This is a genomic window from Candidatus Methylomirabilota bacterium (genome assembly GCA_035936835.1).
GTDB lineage: Bacteria > Methylomirabilota > Methylomirabilia > Rokubacteriales > CSP1-6 > AR37.
Genome location: DASYVT010000028.1, coordinates 1 through 16,012, shown reverse-complemented (window position 1 = coordinate 16,012; position 16,012 = coordinate 1). Strand labels below are relative to the sequence as shown.

Genomic DNA, 16,012 nt, shown 5'->3' with positions numbered 1-16,012 from the left:
AAGACGTACCGAACCCCGACGTCGAACGTGCCGCCGTAGGCAAAGCTGGTCTGCCATCCCAGCACTTGGTCGCTGCTCCCCTCGGATCCGAGGAACGGTGTCATGGTCAGGGGCAGCAGCCACTTGCCGTCCGGCGTTAGGTGGAAGTTGAGCGTGGTCGGGATGGTCGCGCCGTAATATTGGTCGAGAAAGCTTGCCCTGTTCGTCAGACAGTCGTCTGGAGCGTTGAATGTCCGGTTGAATGTAGAGAGATAACTATTCAGATTTCCACAGCTCTTGCGGAAGTATTGCGCGGGAAAAGCACTGAAGGTAAACGTGGGATTGGCCCCTAGGATGCCGGTGTTGACGTTCGATAGGGTCCGGTGACCACTCGCTCGTATCCACTTGAAGCCCAGACCTGTCGTCACATCCAACAGATCCTTGATCACGTCAGGGAAGAAGTAGGTCGCCGTCACATCGACATCTGTGCGATCCGTGTTGATGATCTCGGTGTAGAGTTTATCACCCCGGAAAGGAGGAGTGAAGGCGATTTGGCTTCCCGGAGTGCAAAAAGGGTTCCCGGGCGAGCATGGAAAGGTCGCGCTAGTCGTGGTAAACGTGTTACTGGTCTCGAACGAAAGGTACTGAGCGGCCACGCCGAAGGTCCACGGGCCACGCTGCGCCGCGAACTGCCCTCCCCACTGGGGGAAGAAGTAGGACGTGGGGTCGGCGCCAGTGCTGTCGAGGGCAGTCGACGGGACTACCTGAAGGAACGTATTGCTGCTTAAACCACTGGCATTGTTCGAGGCCGCAAAACCGTTATTACGGACGTTCTCGAACCAGACCTGCGGGGTGAAGACGAACGACCACTTGTCCTGGGCCTCGACCCCGGCCACCGTGAGCAACAGGAGGCCGGGAGCCAGGAAGAGCAGCACCGTCAGCCGGGTCAGCATCGTTCTCATCCCGCTTCCCCCTTTGTTCGAGATCGCTGAGTTTCCAATTCGGCTTCCGCCTGCGAGCCCAAATCATCGCGACCTTACCGTTCGCCGGCAGGCTTGTCAAGAACAAACGCCAAATGCGGTAAGAGGTTCCGCTGCATGAACGGTTGCGTCGGTGGACACCCGCCGCGGTCAGCGGGGTGGAGATACCGCCCGGAGATCAGATCCGGGGCCGGGCGCCCAGCCCGTCAGTTGCTCGCGCGGACGAAGAAGAAGTCGCCGGCCTCGTGACCGGCGAACTTGATGGGCGCGTACTCGGGCACCTGCTGGGTGTTGAGGCGCTGGGCCGTCGCCGCCACCCGGATCTGCAGGAACCCGAACATCTCCTGGCCGGGCAGCACCCCGATATTGCTCTGGAGCAGCTCGATGAAGGACTGGGCGAAGACGGAGTGCAGCCCGCCCGTGGAGTCGAGCACGGGCTCCACGCCGCCCGAGGTCATCACCATGCGCGAGCGCTTCTGCGCCATGACCTGGATCACCTTGAGGCGCTCGGCCTCGCTCAATCCCGCCTCGAGCCGGCCCACCGACGAGCGGGTGAGCGTGCCCGCGTAGCAGGAGTCGGCCACCACCAGGAGCTGCTGGACGGACATGGAGTTCAAAATGTCGGTCACCGCCACGTTGGAGATCCAGTTCGCGCTGCTGCCGGGCTCGGCGTCCACGGGCAGCCAGTGGCCGCGCTGGTTCTTCGCATCCAGCTCGCCGTGGCCGGCGTAGTAGATGAGGAGGTTGTCCTTGTCGGTGAGGTGCTCCCGGAGACCGTTCAGCGCGGAGAGGGTCTGGTAGCGGTCGGCGTCCAGCAGGAGCGTGACGCGGAAGCCGTACTTGCTCTCGAGGATGCGGGCGATCTCGCGCGCGTCGTTCACCGCGGTGCGGAGCTTGCTGAGCTCGCGGTAGTTGTTGTTGCCGATCACGAGCGCGTGGTAGGTGCCGAACACCACCCCGGCCGTGGGCTTGGGCAGGCCGACCCGGGGCGCGGCCCCCTCGGTGAGAGCGCGCGAGCCCACCGGCACCGCCGCGGTCTGCTGCTGGAGGCGGCCCAGCTCGGCGCGGAGCGCGCCCTGGTCCTGCTCCGAGCGCGCGAGGCGACCGCGGAGGTCGGCCAGCTCGCGGTCCTTAGCGGCCAACCGTGGCTCGCCCTCGGCCACGGACTTCTCCAGCTCGCGCTGCCGCGCCGTCGCCGCCTGCTCGCCGCGCCGCGAGGCCTCGAGGTCCTGGCGCATCCCGGCCACCTTGCCGCGCTCGGCCTCGGCCTCGCGGCCGCGCTCGGCCACGATCTTCTTGAGCCCCTCCAGGTCGCGCTGCGCCCGCGCCAGCTCCGCCGCGGCATCGCGCCGCTGCTGCTCGAGCGCGGCGCGCTGGGCGCCCGACTCCGCCCCGATCCGCTGCTGGAGCTGGTCCAGTTCGGACTTCTTCGCCGTGGAGTCGGCCTCGGTGCGCGCGAGGGCGGCGCGGAGGCCCGCGACCTCCTGGTCGCGCACCGCGAGCTGGGCCTCACGGGTGGGGACCGCCGTCTCGAGGTCGCGGAGCCGTGCCGTCGTTGCCTGCTCGCTCCGCCGAGAGACGTCCAGCTCCTGCCGGAGGCGCGCGAGCGCGCCGCGCTCCGTGTCCGCCTCCGCGCGGCGCTGCTCGACGCTCTTGTGGAGCCCGGCGAGGTCGCGCTGCGTCCGGTCCAGCTCGGCCTGCTTGGCGCTGAGCTGGAGCTGGAGCCGGCCCACCTCGGTGCGGAGCCGCTCGACCTCGGCTGCGTTGGCGCCCGGCGCCGCGGCGGGGGCGACGCCGAAGGCCAGGTCCGAGAGCCCCGCCGCCTTGCGGTACCAGCCGAGCGCCAGAAGCGTGTCCTTGGGGACGCCGAGCCCCTGCTCGTAGAGCTGGCCGAGGTCGATGGCGGCGCGCGAGTAGCCGCGGTCGGCGGCGCGCCGGTACCAGCTGGCGGCGGCTTGGTGGTCGGGCGGGACTCCGAGCCCCTTTTCGAAGATCTCGCCGACATAGGTCTGCGCCGCGGCGTCACCGCCCTCGGCCAGCGGCAGCCACACCTTGAGGGCGGTGGCGTAGTTGGCGCGGTCGAAAGCCACGTACTCGCCGCCGCGGATCTCACAGTCGCTGGCAGAAGTCTTCATCGGCCGCCGCGCCGTCAAGTACGTCATCTGGCCGAGCCGGCGGATCTGGCCGGGCAGAAGGCAATCCACGGGGAGGAAATCGTCGGCGCGTCTGCCACCCGGCGCCGGCTGGGCCGTGACGGTAGCGGTGGCGACACTGTCGGTGCCAGCCGCGCAGGATGCCAGCAGCAGGGCCAAGGGGCCCAAGACGAGCACGGCGGAGAGACAGGACCAGGATGAGGCGGCCACCAGCATCACTCCCCTCGGGAGCCGAATCGAATCACTCAAGCGTACAGGAGTATATGCTCCGCCGGCCGCTCCGGTCAATTTCACCCGCTGACCCCAAGACGAAGGTGCATTACGCATTCGTCCAGAGGCTCGATCGTTTGGCCGGAATCGCCGCCTGAGGTCCGTCTCCTGGTAGTGGCTCGAGCGCGCTGCGGGTCATCGGCGAAGCTCTCCCTGGGCTTCCCATGCCGGCGACTCTGTGGTACGTCTGGGGTGAAGCGCGCGCCCACGACCTGGCTCGATCCCCCGCTCGATTCGAGCACCACAGCCGTCGTGGCCGCTAGTGTGCACCGAGCACGTTCTTCCTGGCAGGGGAAGGTGCGGGCGAGACGAGCTGAGCGGGGATCTGAGGGAGACGACGATGGGAACTGTCTGGCGTCTGACGCTGAGTATTGCGCTCCTTGCTTTGCTGTGGGTCCCGAGCGGTGCGGACGCGCAGAACGCGTCGGCGCTGGTGCTGGAGAAGACCGGGACGACCGTGCCGGAGGTGCAGCCGTACAGCGAAATCGCTGTCGGCGCCACGGTCTCGTTACAGCCCGGGACCCGGCTGGTGTTCCTCCACTACCAAACCTGCAGGACGGTCACGGTCGTGGGGGGCACGGTGGCCTTCGGGGGGCTCAACTACACGATCACGGGGGGCAGCAAGCCGGAGGAAGTTCGGACCCCGTGTCCTCCGATCGTGCGGATGAGAGGCCAGGGTGAAATGGCGGGCGTGCTGATGCGCACGATCTCCCCGGAGGTCAGGCTGTCCCTCTCGCCGACCTTCGTGCTTGTCGGGGCCCGCGCCGATGACTTTGCCGCGGTTCGCGTCTCGCAGGGCGGCACGGCACTCCTGGAAGCGCCGCTGAGTGGGCGAGGCTTTCGCTGGCCGGCCGGAGCGGCCCCCCTCGCCGCGAATACCGACTACGAGCTGGTCCTGGTGCCGAAAGCCGGAGGCAAGACACAGGTCACCTTGAAGTTCCGGGCGGAGCGAGGAACTTCCACGGCCGCCGGTGACCACCTCACGCTGATCAGCGTCGACTAGACCGGCGTCTTGCCGAAACATCCTGCGTCCGCGCTCTGATGGCGACCAGGCGCCGATACCGCGAACTCACGTGCGCCCTCTGCGCCCTGGCCGCTGTGGTCGTTGCCGTCGTGGTCGGACGTCCCCTTCCGCTGGATGGACAGCTTCTCGATCTTCTCGTCAAGGCCCGTGAGATCGTCTTCCCCGTCGAGGATCGGCCCGAAGAGTCGCCCGTCGCGGTGATCGCTCTCGACCGGCGGAGCCTGGAAGCCCCGGAGCTTGCCCGGTACCCTCGGGTGCTGATGGGGCCGTTCTGGGCTGCCATCGTGGACGACGTGTTCCAGGCCGGGGCCCGCGCCGTCGGGTTCGACGTTGTCTTCGCCTACAGCGCCAACCAGTTCTCCCGGAACTTTGATGTCCCGTTCCTGGCCGCGCTCCACAAGCACCGCGAGCGCGTAGTCCTGGCTCGCACCGGCGCCACGCTGCCGGCGCTGCCCTTCCTGGCCGCGCTTCGGAATGACGAGGGCGCGCTGGGGACCGTGGAGATCACGGCGGATTCCGACGGGCGCCGTCGTCACGTCCACGCACGCTATGAGACCGTGCGCGATGGCGCCCTCGCCGGTCTCGCCGGCGCGCTCCTGCGTCGGGCGAACGCCCCGCCGATGCCGGGCGAGGTGCTGTTGGCGCCGCGCCGTCACCTGGAGCGGATTCCCGCCTACGCCGTCGTCGATGTGCTCCGGTGCGCGAAGCAAGCGCCCGACGCGCTCGCTTGGGCTTTTGCCGGGAAGATCGTCCTGGTGGGCGGCACGCTGGCGGAGGAGGACCGCAAGATTTCGTCGGGGCGGTTCTTGACTCCGGCCCGGACCGACTCGCCTCCGTTCCACCCCTGCGGCCTAAGACGTCTCGGCGCCTCCGACCCGGATTCGTCCAGCGTCCCAGGGATGTTCCTTCACGCGGCTGCGATCGAGGCGGTGGTGAGCGGTCGCGTGACGTCGACGGCCCCGACCTTCGTGGTCGCCGGGCTGACCGCCGTGACGGCCACGGGCGGGACTCTGCTGGGGCTGGTCCTGTCACCCTGGCTGGCTGCCGGAGCTGTGCTGTTGATCGGCGCGGTGCTCTTGGGCGCGGGTACCGCCGCGCTCGCAGCGGATCTCTGGCTGCCGCTGGCGCTGCCGCTCGCCGCGCTGGTGGTAGCACCCGCGGTGGCCTATGTCGTGCGCTACCTGGTTGAGGACCGCGCGCGCCGGCGGATCCAGCACGCCTTCTCGCACTATCTTTCCCCGGCGGTCGTCGACCGATTGGCGGACGAGCCGTCAGCCTTGAAGCTCGGGGGTGAGCGGCGCGAGATGACGGTGATGTTTGCCGACCTTTCGGGCTTCACGGCGCTCTCGGGGAAGATCGAGCCGGAGGTCTTGACGCATCTGACCAACCAGTACCTCGGCTACATCGTGGAGCAGGTGGACGCCACCGGGGGCTATGTGGACAAGTTCATCGGCGACGCGGTGATGGCCCTCTGGGGCGCCCCGGCACCGGACCCGGGACACGCGGTGAACGGCATCCGGGGCGCGCTCGCCGCCGTCGCCCGGATCCGCCAGGAGCGTGATGCGGCCGTGGCGAGGGGCGAGACAGGGTTCTCGGTCAAGATCGGCCTGAATTCCGGTCCTGCCGTCGTGGGCAACGTCGGCACGGTGAAGCGGTACAACTACACCGGTATTGGCGAGACGGTCAACGTGGCGGCGCGGCTCGAAAGCGTGCCGTCCCTCTTCAGCTGCCAGGTGGTGATCGGGCCCTCGACCGCGGAGCTGGCCAAGGACGAGTTTCTGCTGCGCGAGCTGGACCGGATCACCGTCAAAGGCGGCCAGGCGCCCATCGCGGTGTTCGAGCCGATCGTCGAGCGCGCGAAGGCGACGCCCGAGCAGATCGATCGGGTCCGGCGCTTCGCCGACGCGCTCGCGCACTACCGCGCGATGCGCTTCGTCGACGCGTATACCATCTGGGAGGCTCTGGCGCACGAGGAGCAGGATGCGGCGGGCGCCCAGAGCGGCAAGGACGAGCCGCCGCAGGGCCCGCCGGCGAAGATGGCCGAACGCGCGCGGGAGTTCGCCGCCCATCCGCCGCCGGATCCGTGGGATGGTGTGTGGGTGCTGACGAGCAAGTGACCCGCATTTGACCTGTCCCTGGCGATCTGGCAGGATCGCTGCGATGGTAACCGCCGTTTTCCGCGCTGTGACGGTGGCGCCCAAGGGCAGCGCCACGCTCGAGAACGGGCTCTATGTCTCGTACGCCCTCTTCCTCGTCTAGGTCGACTACCTGATGATGGAGATCGCACGGCTCGAGGACATGCATGCCGGATAACTGGGGTTACGTCTTCTCCGCGTACGGCCTGGCGGCCGTCGCGCTGCTCGGGTACTGGCGCCGCCTGGCGGGCCGCGCCAAGGGGCTCGCCGCGCGCGGCGGGCGGAAGGGCGCATGAGCCGCCGCGGCAGGTTCGTGACCGGCGGCCTCGTCATTGCCGCGGCCATCGCCTATCTCATCTGGTCGGGCGTGAGCCAGTCCGTCGTCTACTTCGTCACGCCGAGCGAGCTCCTGGCTGCGCCCGCGCCGAGCAAGACCTACCGGCTCGGCGGCATGGTCCAGGCGGGCTCGCTCACGTGGGAGCCCAAGAGCCTGGATCTCTCCTTCACGCTCGGGGACGGCAAGGCGAGCGTCCCCGTCAGGCACAAGGGCGCGCCGCCCGACCTCTTCGCCGAGGGGCGGGGCGCCGTCGTCGAAGGCTCCTGGACGAAGGACGGCTATTTCAAGGCCTCGCTGATCCTGGCCAAGCACTCCGAGGAGTACAAGGCGCCCCACGACGGCGCCCAGCCGGGGTATAAAGAGCTGATGAAGAGCCTGCGCGGAGACGGTAAGTGATCCCGGAGCTGGGATACGGCGCGACCGTCGCCGCGTTCGTCCTTGCGCTCTGGGGCGCCGTTGCCGCGGCGATGAGCGCCCGCACCGGACGCGCGGCGCTCCTCCGCTCGGGCGAGCGGGCCGCGGTGGGGGCCTGGGCGCTCATCACCGCCTGCATCGCGCTCATGCTCTATGCCTTCCTGACCTTCGACTTCTCGGTGCACTACGTCGCCATCAACACGAATCGCGGCACGCCCTTCTACTACCGGATCACGGCGCTCTGGGGGGCGCTGGAGGGCTCCATCATCCTGTGGTCCTGGATGCTGTCGATCTACACGCTGATCGTGGTCATCCAGTACCGGCGCCGCCAAGCCGAGCTCTACCCGTGGGTGCTCTCGGTCATGCTGGGCATCCTGGCCTTCTTCCTTCTCGTCATGACGATCCCGGCCCCGCCCTTCGAGCGCCTCACGCCGATCCCGGCCGACGGCCGCGGCCTCAACCCGCTGCTGCAGGACTCGGGCATGATCACCCACCCCATCGCCCTCTACCTGGGATTCACGGGCTTCACGGTGCCGTTCGCCTTCGCCATAGCCGCGCTCATCGTCGGGCGCACCGGCGAGGAGTGGATCACCATCACGCGGCGCTGGACCATCATCGCCTGGTACTTCCTCGCACTCGGGCTCCTCATCGGCGGCTGGTGGAGCTACCACGTGCTGGGCTGGGGCGGCTACTGGGCGTGGGACCCCGTCGAGAACGCGGCCTTCATGCCGTTTCTCACCGCAACGGCGTTCCTGCACTCGGTGATGGTCCAGGAGCGGCGGCGCATGCTCAAGCTCTGGAACCTCTCCCTGATCATCCTGACCTTCGGCCTCACGATCTTCGGCACCTTCCTGACGCGCTCGGGAATCATCGGCTCCGTCCACTCCTTCACCCAGGGCTCGATCGGCGTCTTCTTCCTGGCCTTCCTGGCGCTGGTGCTGCTCGGCTCCTTCTCGCTGCTCGCCTCGCGGGTGGAGCGCCTGCGCGCCGAGGGCGTGCTCGACTCGGTCGTCTCGAGGGAGTCCGCCTTCCTCCTGAACAACCTCTTCCTGGTCGCCGCGGCCTTCACCGTCTTCTTCGGGACCGTCTTCCCGCTCATCTCCGAGGCCGTGCGCGGAGTCAAGATCAGCGTGGGCGCGCCCTTCTTCAACCTGGTCAACATCCCGGTCTTCCTCGCCCTGCTCTTCCTGATGGGCGTGGGGCCCCTCATCGCCTGGCGCCGCGCATCGGCCGAGAACCTCAAGCGCAATTTCCTCAAGCCTGTCCTGGCCGGCATCATCACCGGCATCATCGCGCAAGCGACGCTGCGGCTCTTCGGGATGGGCAATGTCCTCGTCGTCACGGTCATGGCGCTCGTCGTCTTCGTCGCCGGCACGATCGCCCTCGACTACTTTCGCGCGGTGCGGGCGCGGCGGCGGAGCGGCGACGGCTGGCTCGCCGCGACCTGGAACCTGCTGCTGCGGCAGAATCGCCGCTACGGCGGCTTCATCGTCCACCTGGGGATCCTCGTCATCGCGCTTGGCGTGGCGGGCTCGCAGGCCTGGTCGGTGCAGAAGGAGGTCACGCTCGACAAGGGCCAGAGCACTGAGCTGGCTGGCTACCAGGTTCGATTCGACGGGCTCTCGGCCTCGGAGGAGTCCAACCACGGCAAGGTCACGGGCGCGTTCACGGTGACGAACGGGCGAGCGGGCACCCACATGCTCTACCCCGCGAAGAAGTTCTACCCGCAGGAACAGACGCCCATCGCGGCTGTGGACTACCGCCTCGGCTTCTTCGAGGACATCTACCTCGTGCTGGGCGACTTCGCCAGCGACGGCTCCCACGCAACGGTCAAGCTCCAGGTCAACCGCATGGTCTCCTGGCTCTGGCTGGGCGGCGTGGTGCTGACGCTCGGGGCGGCGCTGGCCATCCTGCCGGACGCGCGGAGACCGGCGTGAGCGCATCCAGGCTGCGGTGGGCGATCCCCGCGGCCGTCATTCCGGTGTTGGTGCTGCTGGCCTACGGCTTCAAGACCGACCCTCGCGAGGTCCCCTCGCCGCTTTTGGGCAGGCCCGCGGCGGCCTTTTCTCTTACGACCTTCGCGGGCACCCCCCTGAGCCTCGAGGGCCTCCGCGGCAAGGTGGTGATGCTCAATTTCTGGGCCTCGTGGTGCATACCGGCCTGCTACGAGGAGGCGCCGGCCCTCGAGCGCACCTGGCAGGCCTACAAGGACAAGGGCGTCACGGTCGTGGGCGTCAACATCCAGGACAAGGAAGCGGCGGCCCGGGAGTTCCTCAGCCGCTTCGAGCATTCCTTCCCGAATGCTCCCGATCCCCGCGGCCGGGTCGCGGTGGATTACGGTGTCTACGGCGTGCCCGAGACCTTCTTCATCGACAGCCGGGGGCGCGTGCGCTTCAAGCACGTGGGAGCGCTGACCGACAACATCGCCCGCCGACACCTGGACGCCCTGCTGAAGGAGCCGTCATGACACGCGGGCTCGCCGGCGCCGCTCTTGCCGTCGCGCTGGCCGCCGGCGTCGGGTGGGCAGCGCCAGCGCCCGCGGCGACACAGCCAGCGCCCGCGGCGACAAAGGTAGACGAGCAGACAGTCCGCGACGTGGCGACCCAGCTCCGCTGCGTGGTCTGCCAGACCGTCTCGGTGGCGGACTCGCCCTCCGAGACCGCCAACCAGATGCGCGCCATCATCCGCGAGCGACTGGCCGCGGGCGACAGCCCCGCGCAGGTGCTCGCCTACTTCGTCGAGAGGTACGGCGACTGGATCCTGCTCTCCCCGCCCAAGTCGGGCTTCACCCTCCTCGTCTGGGTCGTGCCTTTCGTGGGCCTCGGGATCGGGCTCGTGCTGGTCGCCATCACAGTCCGTCGCTGGAGCCGCGCACCACAGGCCGCCGGGCCCTCGCAGCTCGACCCCGCCGTGCGGGAGCGCATCCGGCGCGAGATGTCCGAGACGGATCGATGAAGTTCGAGATGAGACGCCGCTGCCGAGCCGGAGGCGAGCAGCGCGGCGAGACGAGGGCTGAGTGCTGACCGCCGCGCAGTGGATCGCCATCGGCGCGATCGGCCTGCCCGCGCTCGCGCTCGTCCTCTGGCCGCTTCTTCGGGGCGGGAGCGGAGGGACAGCCGGCCCGTCCGCGACGCCGCCCGACCGCCGGCTCGAGCTTGCCGAAGAGAAGGCCTCGACCTACCGCGCCCTCAACGAGCTCACCTTCGACCACGAGTCGGGCTCGCTCTCGGACGACGACTTCCAGGCGCTCCGGGACCGGTACGAGGGTCGCGCCGCCGACCTGCTGACCAAGCTCGATGCCCTGGGCGGCGTTCCGGCCCCGCCTGCCGTCGAGCGCGCGACGCCGGCCCCCGGCGCCTGGACCCGGAGCCCCGCCGCCATCACCGTCGGCGGCATGGCGCTCCTCGCATTGGGCATCGCGCTCGGTGTGGGCGTGAGCCGGTACAGCGCGCCCGACCCCACCGCTGTCCCGCCGGTTGGCGGCATGCCCGGCCCAGCCCTGACAGATCCCGGCCCGCTCCTGCCCGGGGCGCCCGGCACCGGGGCCGCTGGCGCCGGGGCCGCCGCCCTCAGGCCCATCCCACCCGAGATCATGGCCAGGATGCTCCAGGCAGCGCGCGAGAGCCTGAATGCGGGCCGCTACCCGGAGGCCATCGCGGCCTACCAGGCCGTGCTCAAGCGCGACGAGACGAACGTCGACGCGATGACGCACCTTGCCCTGATCGTGGCGATGGGCGGCCACGCTGACGCCGCGCTCGAGACCTTCGACAAGGCGCTCAAGATCGACCCGAAGTACACCCCGGCGCTCATGTACAAGGGCCAGGTGCTCTACGAGGTCAAGCAGGACTACGCCGGCGCCATCAAGGCATGGGAGCGCTTCGTCACGCTCATGCCCCCCGGCGAGGACCGCCGGCGCGTCGCCGTCCTCATCGAGGAAGCCCGGACCAAAGCCCCTCGCCGCTAGTGGTATTCTGGGCCTCGCCATGACGAAGCCACCATGACGAAGACACCATGACGAAGACAAAGGATGCCGCCGAAAAGATCGAGGCGCTCCGCGAGGCCATCCACCGGCACAATTACCTCTACTACGTCGAAGACCGCCCCGAGATCTCCGACGCCGAGTACGACCGCCTCCTGCGCGAGCTCCGCGCGCTCGAAGAGGCGCACCCCGAGCTGATCACGCCCGACAGCCCGACCCAGGGCGTGGGCGGGCGCGTCGGACCGGCCTTCGCGCCCGTCGAGCACCTGGTGGCCATGCTCTCGCTGGACAACGCGATGAGCCCGGCTGACCTGCGCGAGTTCGAGGCGCGCATCCGCCGGGCGCTTCCTCAGGCCAGGTTCGATTTCGTCTGCGAGCCCAAGATCGACGGCCTCGGCGTGGCGCTCCTCTACGAGCGCGGGCGGTTCACGCGCGGCGCCACTCGCGGAGACGGCCGGGTCGGCGAGGACATCACGCAGAACCTGCGCACCATCAAGGCCATCCCCTCGACCCTTCACGGAACGCTCAAGGACGCGAAGCGGCTCGAGGTCCGCGGCGAGGTGTACATGCCGCGCGAGGCCTTCGCCCGGCTCAACGCCAGGCTCGAGGAGGCCGGCGAGCCGACGTTTGCCAATCCCCGGAACGCCGCCGCCGGCGCGGTGAGGCAGAAGGACCCGGCGATCACGGCGACGCGCCCGCTCGAGATCTTCCTCTACCATGCGAGCGTCCTCGAGCCCGTGCTCTTCGACTCTCACTGGGAGCGGCTCGAGGCCCTCAAGGAAAGCGGCTTCGAGGTCAACCCGCGGTCGGAGCGGTGCCCCGACATCGATGCCGTGATCGCCTACTGCCGGCGCCTGGAGGCGGAGCGGGACGCGCTCGAGTACGATGCCGACGGCGCCGTCGTCAAGGTCAACGACCTCGAGCAGCAGCGCAGGCTCGGCGCCACGGCGCACCACCCGCGCTGGGCCATCGCCTTCAAGTTCGCCGCCCGCCAGGCGACGACACAGGTCAAGGGCATCACGATCAACGTGGGCAAAACGGGTGCGCTCACGCCGACCGCCCAGCTCGAGCCCGTCGAGCTGGCCGGCGTCACCGTGAGCAATGTCAGCCTCCACAACGAGGACGAGGTGCGCAAGAAGGACGTGCGCGTGGGCGACACCGTCCTCATCGAGCGCGCCGGCGACGTCATCCCCTACCTGGTCCAGGTCGTCACCGCTAAGCGGCCGGCCGGCGCCAAGCCCTTCCACATGCCGCGGGCGTGCCCCGTCTGCGGCGCGCCCGCCGAGCGGCCCGAGGGCGAGGCCATCTGGCGCTGCACCAACGTCGCCTGCCCGGCGCAGCTCAAGGAGCGGCTCTTCCACTGGGGTGGGAGGCGCGCGATGGACATCGAGCACTTGGGCGAGGTCGTTATCACCCAGCTCGTGGACCGGGAGCTCTGCAGGGACTTCGGCGACCTCTACGAGCTCGACGTCCCACAGCTGGCGGGGCTCGAGCGCATGGCGGAAAAGTCGGCGACCAATCTCGTCGAGGCCATCCAGACCTCCAAGGGCCGCGGGCTCTCCCGCGTCCTCAACGGCCTCGGCATCCGCATGGTGGGCGAGCGCGCCGCGCAGCTCCTGGCCGCCCGCTTCGGCAGCATGGAGCGCCTCGAGAAGGCGACCGGGGACGACATCAACGAGATCTCCGGGATCGGGCCCAAGATCGCCCGCTCAGTCTCCCGCTTCTTCTTGGAGGATCGGAACCGGAAGATCATCCGCCACCTCCGCGAGGTCGGCGTCGACCTCTCCGAGAAAGGCGTCTCGGACAAGCCCGGTCCCCTCACGGGCAAGACGCTCGTCCTCACGGGCGGGCTCCGCGGCATGACGCGGGATGAAGCCAAGGACGCGATCCTGCGCCTCGGCGGGCGCGTCACGGGCACGGTCTCCAGGAAGACGGACTACGTGATCGCGGGTGAGGACCCCGGCGGGAAGGCCGACGACGCCAAGCGACTCGGCGTGACCCTGTTGGACGAGGCGCAGTTCCTCTCGCTCATCGGGCGGTCGAAGTGAAGATGCTCGCCCTGGCTCTCGGCCTGGCGCTCCTCACGCCGGCCGCGGCGGACGCCCAGGACAAGCCGCGCCCCTCGCGGGAGCAGGCGCTCCGCGATCTCGGCAGCACCGACGTCGAGGCGCGCCGCCTCGCCGCCGCCTGGATGGGCGAGCTCGGCGCGCCCGCCGATCTGCCCGCCCTCTTCAAGACGCTTCGCGACCTGGACGACCTTGTGCGGGCCCTGTCGGAGAGCTCGATCTGGCAGGTGTGGAGTCGCTCGGGCGATCCGAAGGTGGACGGGCTCTTCGCCGCCGGCGTCGAGCAGATGAACCACGGGCAGGGGCAGGCTGCGATCGACACGTTCAGCCAGATCATCAGGCTCAAGCCCGAGTTCGCCGAGGGGTGGAACAAGCGGGCGACGGTCTACTTCTTCATCGGCGAGTACGACAAGTCGCTCCGCGACTGCGACGAGGTGATCAAGCGCAACCCGAAGCACTGGGGGGCGCTCTCGGGCTACGGCCAGATCTACCTCCAGCTCGACAAGCCCGAGCAGGCGCTCGCCTACTTCCAGCGCGCGCTCGCCGCCAATCCCAACCTCCAGCAGATCGAGCAGATGATCGAGCAGCTCAAGCAGGCGCTCATCGAGAAGCGCAAAGGCACCATTTAACCGCCGTTCAAGCCAGCCGCCCTTTAATAAGGAGGACAGCCCGTGCCGCTCACGACGCAGCAGATCAACGCTCTCAAGAAGATCACCAGCCCCAGCGTGGCCAACGCCATCGAGACATTCAAGGTCAGGCCGCGCGAGGAGGGCAACGTCTCCTCGGAGATCCGCGGGCTCTTCCCCGAGTTGGGCCCTCTGGTCGGCCACGCCGCCACCTGCCTGATCCGGGCCGAGCACGGCCCGATCGAGGGGCACCGCGCGAGCCTCTTCGGCTGGTGGGACTTCGTCATGAGCATCCCCGCCCCGCGCGTCATCGTCGTCCACGACCTCGACGAGCCGCGCGGCCAGGGCGCCCAGTGGGGCGAGGTCCAGGCCAACATCCACCGCGCCATGGGCTGCGTCGGCGTGGTGACGGACGGCTCCGTGCGAGACCTCGACGAGGTCCGCGCGCTCAAGTTCCAGTTCGCCGCTGCCCACATCTCCGTTTCCCACGCCAACGTCCACATGGTGGACTTCGGCATTCCCGTCAAGGTGGGCGGCGTCTGGATCAAGCCGGGCGACATCGTCCACTTCGACCAGCACGGCGTGGTCACGATCCCGCCCGAGATCGCGGGCGGCATCCCCGAAGCCATCGCCAAGGTCGAGGCCGACGAGAAGAAGATCATCTCCACCTGCCAGGCGCCGGGCTTCACGCCCGACAAGCTGAAGGAGCTCTACAAGCAGATCCGGCCCGGGACCTATTGAGCCCTCGGCAGCACGCCGGTATCTCGCGTTGCCCGCCAGGGCGCGCCGGTGTATTTTCCACTCACCGTCCCATGATCGAAATCCGCCTGCCCCGTACCACCGATGCCACGGACTGCGCCGAGCTGGCCGCCCTCGCGATCGGCGAGGACCGCGCGGGCGCCTTCATCAAGTCGCACATGGAGCGCCACCACCTGATTGTGGCCGAGGCGGACAAGGAGATCGTGGGCTTTCTGGCGTACCGGACGGACTGGTTCCAGTGCACCTTCGTGAGCCTGATCGTGGTGCGCGAGGACTTTCGTCGCAAAGGCATCGCCCGCGAGTTCTTCAAGTCCGTCGAGGCGGTCTCGCCGTCGCCGCGCGTGTTCTCCTCGACGGAGGAAACCAACGCGGCGTCCATCCGCATGCACACGGCGCTGGGCTTTCAGCCCAGCGGCCATATCGACAACCTGCCCCAGGGCACGCGGGAGCTGCTCTTCTACAAGCGCATCCCGCCGCGCTCGATGCGTTAGGGGGTCTCAGACGGACCCGATCCGGCGGACGCTGCGCGCGCGGTGGGGCATCGTCGCAGCGCCGGCGCTGCTCTACATCTTCTCCTACTTCCACCGGGTGGCGCCGGTGGTGGTGGCGGGCGATCTCATGCAGGCCTTCGCGATCCCCGCGGCGGCCCTGGGCACGCTGATCGCCGTCTACCCTTACTGCTTCGTGGTCATGGCCCTGCCCAACGGCACCCTGGCCGACACGCTGGGTCCCCGCCGCGTGCTGGCGCTGGGCGGCCTGACCATGGCCGCGGGCAGCATGCTCTTCGGCACCGCGCCCGTCTTCTCCGTGGCGGTCGCCGGCCGGCTGCTGGTCGGCGTAGGCGCCTCGGTGATGCTCATCGCCTCGCTGCGCCTCGCGTCTGAGTGGTTCCGCCCGCACGAGTTCGCGACGGTCGCCGGCACGAGCCAGAGCATCGGCGCCGTGGGCGCGCTCGTGGGCACGGGGCCGCTGGCCCTCCTGGTCGAGGCCATCGGCTGGCGCTCGTCCTTCGTCGGCATCGGCGCCGTCACGCTCGTCCTGGCCGTCGCCTGCTTCATCTTCATCCGCGACAAGCCGGAGGACATGGGCCTTGCCCGCATCGCGGAGGGGCCGCGCGCCCCCGCGCCCAGCCTGCGCGACACGATAGCGGCCATGCCGGCCATCGCCGCCAACCCGCGTTCCTGGCCCATCCTGCTCCTGGGCGCCACAATGTACGGCTCCTTCGTGCCCTTCTTCGGTCTCTGGGGCGTGCCGTACCTCACCCAGGTGTACGGCCTGTCGCGCGTGCCC

At 69.0% G+C, this 16,012-nt stretch carries 15 protein-coding genes; 13 read left to right on the top strand and 2 right to left on the bottom strand.

Annotated elements, in window-relative coordinates; translation table 11 throughout:
* Nucleotides 1–932 (bottom strand): hypothetical protein (locus VGV06_02700; GenBank protein ID HEV2054064.1); only part of this gene is annotated, 932 nt, incomplete at its 3' end.
* Between the two features lie 233 nt (nt 933–1,165).
* Entirely contained in the window at nt 1,166–3,328 is a 2,163-nt protein-coding gene (locus tag VGV06_02695; GenBank protein HEV2054063.1) for a caspase family protein, read from the bottom strand.
* Nucleotides 3,329–3,722: 394 nt separating this feature from the next.
* On the opposite strand from VGV06_02695, the gene VGV06_02690 reads away from it, so the two are divergent.
* From VGV06_02690 to VGV06_02630, 13 genes are all read left to right on the top strand, one after another.
* The gene (locus VGV06_02690; protein HEV2054062.1) at nt 3,723–4,385 is read left to right on the top strand and encodes a hypothetical protein; all 663 of its coding nucleotides are present in this window, start codon (nt 3,723–3,725) and stop codon (nt 4,383–4,385) included.
* Between the two features lie 38 nt (nt 4,386–4,423).
* Nucleotides 4,424–6,523 (top strand): adenylate/guanylate cyclase domain-containing protein, encoded by a 2,100-nt coding sequence (locus VGV06_02685; protein HEV2054061.1) that lies wholly within the window; start codon nt 4,424–4,426, stop codon nt 6,521–6,523.
* A gap of 185 nt (nt 6,524–6,708) precedes the next feature.
* Nucleotides 6,709–6,837: a hypothetical protein gene (locus tag VGV06_02680; GenBank protein ID HEV2054060.1), complete on the top strand. Its 129-nt coding sequence runs from the start codon at nt 6,709–6,711 to the stop codon at nt 6,835–6,837.
* Nucleotides 6,834–7,274: a cytochrome c maturation protein CcmE gene (locus tag VGV06_02675; protein ID HEV2054059.1), complete on the top strand. Its 441-nt coding sequence runs from the start codon at nt 6,834–6,836 to the stop codon at nt 7,272–7,274. The genes VGV06_02680 and VGV06_02675 overlap by 4 nt, the downstream gene beginning before the upstream one ends.
* On the top strand, nt 7,271–9,229 hold the full coding sequence (locus VGV06_02670; protein HEV2054058.1) for a heme lyase CcmF/NrfE family subunit: 1,959 nt from the start codon (nt 7,271–7,273) through the stop codon (nt 9,227–9,229). The genes VGV06_02675 and VGV06_02670 overlap by 4 nt, the downstream gene beginning before the upstream one ends.
* Complete coding sequence (locus VGV06_02665; GenBank protein HEV2054057.1) at nt 9,226–9,759, top strand: TlpA disulfide reductase family protein; 534 nt, start codon at nt 9,226–9,228, stop codon at nt 9,757–9,759. Before VGV06_02670 ends, VGV06_02665 begins: the two co-directional genes overlap by 4 nt.
* Nucleotides 9,756–10,247: a cytochrome c-type biogenesis protein gene (locus VGV06_02660; GenBank protein ID HEV2054056.1), complete on the top strand. Its 492-nt coding sequence runs from the start codon at nt 9,756–9,758 to the stop codon at nt 10,245–10,247. The genes VGV06_02665 and VGV06_02660 overlap by 4 nt, the downstream gene beginning before the upstream one ends.
* A gap of 61 nt (nt 10,248–10,308) precedes the next feature.
* Nucleotides 10,309–11,256 carry a tetratricopeptide repeat protein gene (locus VGV06_02655; GenBank protein HEV2054055.1) on the top strand — a complete coding sequence of 316 codons (948 nt, stop codon included), beginning with the start codon at nt 10,309–10,311 and terminating at the stop codon, nt 11,254–11,256.
* A 47-nt stretch (nt 11,257–11,303) separates the two neighbouring features.
* A complete protein-coding gene (gene ligA, locus VGV06_02650) occupies nt 11,304–13,319 on the top strand; it encodes an NAD-dependent DNA ligase LigA (GenBank protein HEV2054054.1) in 2,016 nt (671 codons plus the stop codon).
* A gap of 2 nt (nt 13,320–13,321) precedes the next feature.
* Nucleotides 13,322–13,966, top strand: coding sequence for a tetratricopeptide repeat protein (locus VGV06_02645; GenBank protein HEV2054053.1), 645 nt, complete (start codon nt 13,322–13,324; stop codon nt 13,964–13,966).
* Between the two features lie 42 nt (nt 13,967–14,008).
* The gene (locus VGV06_02640; GenBank protein HEV2054052.1) at nt 14,009–14,704 is read left to right on the top strand and encodes an RraA family protein; all 696 of its coding nucleotides are present in this window, start codon (nt 14,009–14,011) and stop codon (nt 14,702–14,704) included.
* A 71-nt stretch (nt 14,705–14,775) separates the two neighbouring features.
* Nucleotides 14,776–15,213, top strand: coding sequence for a GNAT family N-acetyltransferase (locus tag VGV06_02635; protein HEV2054051.1), 438 nt, complete (start codon nt 14,776–14,778; stop codon nt 15,211–15,213).
* A partial coding sequence (locus tag VGV06_02630) for an MFS transporter (GenBank protein ID HEV2054050.1) occupies nt 15,140–16,012 on the top strand: 873 nt, incomplete at its 3' end. The genes VGV06_02635 and VGV06_02630, both read left to right, overlap by 74 nt.

Coding starts and splice junctions, on each gene's coding strand:
- VGV06_02685 (HEV2054061.1), top strand. CDS start 4,424: ATGGCGACCAGGCGCCGATACCGCGAACTCACGTGCGCCCTCTGCGCC.
- VGV06_02680 (HEV2054060.1), top strand. CDS start 6,709: ATGCCGGATAACTGGGGTTACGTCTTCTCCGCGTACGGCCTGGCGGCC.
- VGV06_02635 (HEV2054051.1), top strand. CDS start 14,776: ATGATCGAAATCCGCCTGCCCCGTACCACCGATGCCACGGACTGCGCC.
- VGV06_02645 (HEV2054053.1), top strand. CDS start 13,322: ATGCTCGCCCTGGCTCTCGGCCTGGCGCTCCTCACGCCGGCCGCGGCG.
- VGV06_02660 (HEV2054056.1), top strand. CDS start 9,756: ATGACACGCGGGCTCGCCGGCGCCGCTCTTGCCGTCGCGCTGGCCGCC.
- ligA (HEV2054054.1), top strand. CDS start 11,304: ATGACGAAGACAAAGGATGCCGCCGAAAAGATCGAGGCGCTCCGCGAG.
- VGV06_02690 (HEV2054062.1), top strand. CDS start 3,723: ATGGGAACTGTCTGGCGTCTGACGCTGAGTATTGCGCTCCTTGCTTTG.
- VGV06_02675 (HEV2054059.1), top strand. CDS start 6,834: ATGAGCCGCCGCGGCAGGTTCGTGACCGGCGGCCTCGTCATTGCCGCG.
- VGV06_02695 (HEV2054063.1), bottom strand. CDS start 3,328: ATGCTGGTGGCCGCCTCATCCTGGTCCTGTCTCTCCGCCGTGCTCGTC.